Annotated in this window: 6 protein-coding genes; 3 read left to right on the forward strand and 3 right to left on the reverse strand. The window is 68.0% G+C overall.

What is annotated here, in order from left to right; genetic code table 11:
- The 3 genes from JHC36_RS05485 to JHC36_RS05495 all read right to left on the reverse strand — a co-directional run.
- Positions 1 to 505: hypothetical protein (locus JHC36_RS05485; protein ID WP_287916825.1), on the reverse strand; the 505-nt coding region annotated here is incomplete at its 3' end.
- Between the two features lie 328 nt (positions 506 to 833).
- On the reverse strand, positions 834 to 1,394 hold the full coding sequence (locus tag JHC36_RS05490) for a DUF2946 family protein (protein WP_287916828.1): 561 nt from the start codon (positions 1,392 to 1,394) through the stop codon (positions 834 to 836).
- 7 nt (positions 1,395 to 1,401) lie between these two features.
- Entirely contained in the window at positions 1,402 to 2,385 is a 984-nt protein-coding gene (locus JHC36_RS05495; protein ID WP_287916831.1) for a YheT family hydrolase, read from the reverse strand.
- Between the two features lie 203 nt (positions 2,386 to 2,588).
- Between JHC36_RS05495 and JHC36_RS05500 the strand changes: the two genes are divergently transcribed.
- From JHC36_RS05500 to JHC36_RS05510, 3 genes are read left to right on the forward strand one after another with little or no spacing between them, the layout of a single operon-like run.
- Positions 2,589 to 3,185 carry a LemA family protein gene (locus tag JHC36_RS05500; protein ID WP_287916834.1) on the forward strand — a complete coding sequence of 199 codons (597 nt, stop codon included), beginning with the start codon at positions 2,589 to 2,591 and terminating at the stop codon, positions 3,183 to 3,185.
- Between the two features lie 54 nt (positions 3,186 to 3,239).
- Positions 3,240 to 4,142, forward strand: coding sequence for a TPM domain-containing protein (locus JHC36_RS05505; protein WP_287916837.1), 903 nt, complete (start codon positions 3,240 to 3,242; stop codon positions 4,140 to 4,142).
- A 30-nt stretch (positions 4,143 to 4,172) separates the two neighbouring features.
- Positions 4,173 to 4,745 carry a TPM domain-containing protein gene (locus tag JHC36_RS05510; protein ID WP_287916839.1) on the forward strand — a complete coding sequence of 191 codons (573 nt, stop codon included), beginning with the start codon at positions 4,173 to 4,175 and terminating at the stop codon, positions 4,743 to 4,745.
- Positions 4,746 to 4,812: the final 67 nt, after the last annotated feature.

Here is a 4,812-nt window from a genome sequence, read left to right on the forward strand (position 1 = left end):
CGCGCAGCCAGAGCTTCTCTTCCAGCCCTGTCGCTTCGCTCCTGGCGGCCTTAGCCAAACCGCGCACGGCGCCCCAAGATAAATGCTTCACGGGAATCCTGTCGACATCACGAGGTAATTTCAGACGCGCGATCTGCTCGGGAGTCGCCGACACCGACACCAGGGCGACGGACTCGAAGCCGGCCTCGCGCAAACGAGGGCGATACCGCGAGAGCTGTTCAACGCCCGGCAGCTCGAAGCCCTGTTTGGCCTCGATGATGGCGTGCAGGGCCTTGTCGCACCGCAGCTCGATGTCAGTGAAGCCGCGGTCGTCTCCACTCTTTTGCAGAGCGATGCGCAGGTCCGAGACATCGACAGAGCGTCCCGCAATGGCCTTGACCAAGCGGGCGGCGAAGCATGGGCTCCGTTCCAGCGCCCAGCCCAGCGCGTATGTGGCACTGTTCTCGTCCTTGCCCATGAGTTCGAAGACGTTGCGCGGGAATGCCGAGCGGATGGAGAGGCTCATAGCGCTTAGCGAACGTTCGCAACAGCCCGCCCGCCCCACAGCTGGCGCGCTGCGCCGCCCTGTATATCAATATCCGATATTTGCAATGCCAAGCCTCCGCGAAAACTTTTCAAACAAGCCGGTTTGAAGTTCATGGCTGACAAGTCTATCGACAAGTCGCTGGAAATGCTCGTCGCTGCCGGGGCGCTCATCACCGCAGGGGTGTCACTGCCCGCGGTGTCTGGTGGCGTCGCTCTCGGATTTCAACACTTTAAGGAAACGGCTCGGTCGAGCACCCGGTTTTTGTTGGGTAACGCTGAACCAGTCCCTCGCGCGCCGCGTACCGGCCTCACGCCGTGGGGGCGCGAACGAAGCCAAAACGTTGCGGGGTCAAGGCGCTTTCGATCGGCTGCGGTGTCCACCGGCCGGCTTCCACCGCGGCGGCGGCGCGCCACATGTCGGCGCTGTCGACGAGGCCAAAGCCGAGATCGGTGTGCAGATAGAGCCGTCCGGCCTCGTCGAGCCAGGCGCTGCGTACCGCGCCGGCATCGGCCCCGGTGTGGGCCTGCACCGCCACCGCGTCCGCCTGCGTGGCGTCTGATTGCAGCCGCCAGATCCAGGGTGTGGCTTCGAGGGAGACGTACACGCGCTGCGGCCCGTTTTGGAAGAACCAGCGGCCCGCGGCGTCGGCCTGGTAATTGCGGCCGATGAATTCGATCAGCTTTTCATGCGCAAGCCGCGCGCCCCGTGCCACTGCCGGCCCCGGCGTATCGAGCGTGGGAAACGGGCCGAGCGCTTGGGTGCGGGCGTCACGCATCCACCAGTGTCCGCGCGTATCGAGCCCGAGCCAGCCGTAGCAGTCTGGAACGTTCGGCCACTTGGCCATGGCCTTGATGACGATGTCGTCCATGAACCGATTATGAATGGGCAAGCAGCCAGCCGCCCACCGCGTCGGCCAAGCCGCGCAACTGGCCGCGCGGCCAGGCGCCCGCGGCAAAGCCCACATGGCCGCCACCTTCGGGCTGCCACAGGGTGACATGGCGGCCCGCGTGCTGCGGCTTGGGCAGGCTGTTCCCCGGCACGAAGGGGTCGTTGCGCGCATTGAGCGCGAGCGCTGGCACGCGGATGCGCGCGAGGTGCGGCTTGGCCGAGGCGCGCGCCCAGTAGTCTTCGGTGTTGCGAAAGCCGTGCAGCGGCGCGGTGAACACGTTGTCGAAGGCGTAGAGGTCGCGCGCAGCGCGCAGCGCGGCTTCGTCGAACAGGCCCGGGAACTGACGCAGCTTGGCCAGTGCGCGCGGCTGCATGCTGCGCAAAAACATGCGCGTGTAGACCTGCCGGTTGAAGCCGCGCCCGATCGCGTGGCCCGCTGCGGCGAGGTCGAGCGGCGCGCAGATGGATGCCACCGCCGCGACGACCGCGCCGGCGGCGTCGCCCATCTCCCCGGCCCAGCGCATGAGCGCGTTGCCGCCGAGCGACACGCCGACCGCGAGCACCGGCCCAGCGCCTGCGGCACGCTGCGCGGCCGCGAGGCGGCGCAGGATCCAGTCGATTTCTTCGAAGTCGCCCGAGTGGTAGGCGCGTGGCGCGCGATTGATTTCGCCGCTGCAGCCGCGAAAGTGCGGCACCGCGTAGGCCAGGCCCTGCTCGCGCGCCCAGTCGGCAAAGGCCTCGGCGTAATGGCTGCGCGAGGAGCCTTCGAGGCCGTGGAACAGCACCAGCAGCGGCGCGCCCGACGACCGAGCATGGGTGGCGAAGTCCACGTCGATGAAGTCGCCGTCGGGCGTGTCCCAGCGCTCGCGCCGGTACACCGGCCGCGGGCCGTGCGTGCGGCGGGCCAGCAGCGCACTCCAGATGGTTTGCGCGTGGCCGCCGGGCAGCCACCAGAGTGCTCTGTAATTCATAGCATCAGCCGACCGTTTTACGCTGGGGAACCGCGAAATTTGTCCCAAAAATCCATGGAATCCCAATGGGGCAGGCCAGATGCCGCCACTTCGGGCGCAGCCACATGACGGCCGGCGCTGCCTTGGCGAGGAGCTACTTGAAACGGCGGGAGGAACATGTATCTATGCTACCGTTGCTCATTCTTTGAGAAGCAGGAGTTCGCATGAAACGTTGGTTGCTCACATGGTTTGCGCTGATGACGGCCGCGCTGCTTTCGGGCTGCGGCTACAACGAAATCCAGCGCTTGGATGAGGAGGTCAAGGCTGCTTGGAGCGAGGTGCTCAACCAGTACCAGCGCCGCGCCGATCTCGTGCCCAATCTCGTCGCCACCGTGCAGGGTGAGACTCAGTTCGAGCAGGAGACGCTCACCAAGGTCATCGAGGCACGCGCCAAGGCCACGGCCATCCAGGTCACGCCCGAGACGCTCAACAACGCGGAAGCCTTCCAGAAGTTCCAGCAGGCGCAAAGCGAGCTCGGCAGCGCGCTCAGCCGCCTGCTCGTGGTGGCCGAGCGTTACCCCGAGCTCAAGTCCAACCAGGCCTTCCGCGACCTGCGCGTGCAGCTCGAAGGCACCGAGAACCGCATCACCGTCGCGCGCAACCGCTACATCCAGGCCGTGCAGCGCTACAACACGCTGGTGCGCAGCTTCCCAACCAACCTCACGGCCAAGGTCTTTGGCTACGAGCCCAAGCCCAATTTCACCGTCAGCAACGAGGCGCAAATCAGCACCCCGCCCAAGGTGGACTTCGGTAAGAAGTAAGCCTTTTGGCGCTGTTTTTGGCCGTGTGCCGGCGTGAATCGGGCCTAGTCTGCTATGAATTTTGATGCGTCGCGGGCGGGTTTCTGGTGCGCCTTGTGGTGCCGGTGGCTCGTCGGTCTGGCCTTGCTCGCGGGTGTGGGGGTGCCGTGGGCGCAGCCCCTGCAGCCCGTGCCCGCGCTGGAGGCGCGGGTGGTCGACCTTGCCGAAGTGCTCACGCCCAAGCAGCGCGCCGGGCTCGAGCGCAAGCTCGAAGCCCTCGAGGCCGAACGCGGCGCCCAGGTCGTGCTGTTGCTGGTGCGCACCACCGCGCCCGAAGACATCGCGGCCTACGCCAACCGCATCGGCAACGCCTGGAAGATCGGCCGCGCCGGGGTCGGGGACGGCGTGCTGGTGGTCGTCGCCACCGACGACCGGCGCGTGCGCATCGAAGTCGCCAAGACGCTCGAAGGCGCCATTCCCGACCTCGCGGCCAAGCGCATCATCGACGAAGCCATGGTGCCGCACTTCAAGGCGGGCGACTACTACGCCGGGCTCGACCAGGCGGTCGACCGGCTCGCGGCGCTGATCCGCGGCGAGGCCCTGCCCGCGCCCGAGCCCGCGACGGCCGCGAGCGACGGGCTGGATTGGCAGGAAACCCTGGTGCTGCTCTTCATCATCGTGCCCCTGGTCGCCAGCGTGCTGCGCGCCGTGCTTGGGCCCGTGCTCGGCTTGCTGGCCGGCGCGTCGCTGGCGGGCGTGCTGGCGTTCGCGCTCACCGCGAGTGTGCTGGTCGCCGTGCTCGCCGCCTTCATCGCGGCCGTCTACGGCCTGGTCGTCGGCCGCGGCGGCTTTGTTCCGCTGGGCGGTGGCGGCCCCGGGGGCTTAGGCGGTGGCGGGGGTGGCGGCGGCGGAGGTGGCGGTTTCGGCTCCGGCGGTGGCGGCGACTTCGGCGGCGGCGGGGCCAGCGGCGACTGGTAAGCAACGGCTAAGCAATCTAGGGTGAGCGACATGCCAAGCACCGCAACCGTTTTCGACCGGCCGCCCGGCTTCTGGCAAGCGCTGCGCACCTTGCTGCGCCATCGGCTCGTCCACCCCCGGTGGTCCGAGCGGGTGCTGCCGCCGGAGGCGCTCGAGCGCATCGGCGAGCGCGTGCGTGAGAGCGAACGCCGCCACGGCGGGCAGATTCGCGTGGTGGTCGAAGCCGCGTTGCCGCTCAGTTACCTCTGGCGCCACCTGCGCGACCGCGTGCCGCTGCGCCGCATCGTGCGCGAGCGCGCGCTGATGCTGTTTGGCAAGCTTCGCGTCTGGGACACCGAGCGCAACAACGGCGTGCTCATCTACCTGCTGTTGGCCGAACGCGCGGTCGAAATCCTGGCCGACCGCGGCCTCAACGCCCATGTCAGCGAGGCGCAGTGGCGCAGCGTGCTCGCGCGGCTGTCAGAGGCGCTGGCAGCCCAGCAGTTCGAGCAAGGTCTCACGCAAGCCGTGCAGGAAGTCTCGGCCCTGCTAGAAGCCGCGTTCCCGCCGGTGCAGGGCACAACGCCCGTGAACGAGCTTCCCGATGCGCCGCTGCGCCTCTGAGGTCGACAGCGTTGTTCGGGTTGGCGCCTGCGGGCTTCAGCCTGCTGTCGGCGCCGGGGGCGAGCCG

The organism is Tibeticola sp., from assembly GCF_022759015.1.
GTDB lineage: Bacteria > Pseudomonadota > Gammaproteobacteria > Burkholderiales > Burkholderiaceae_C > Tibeticola > Tibeticola sediminis.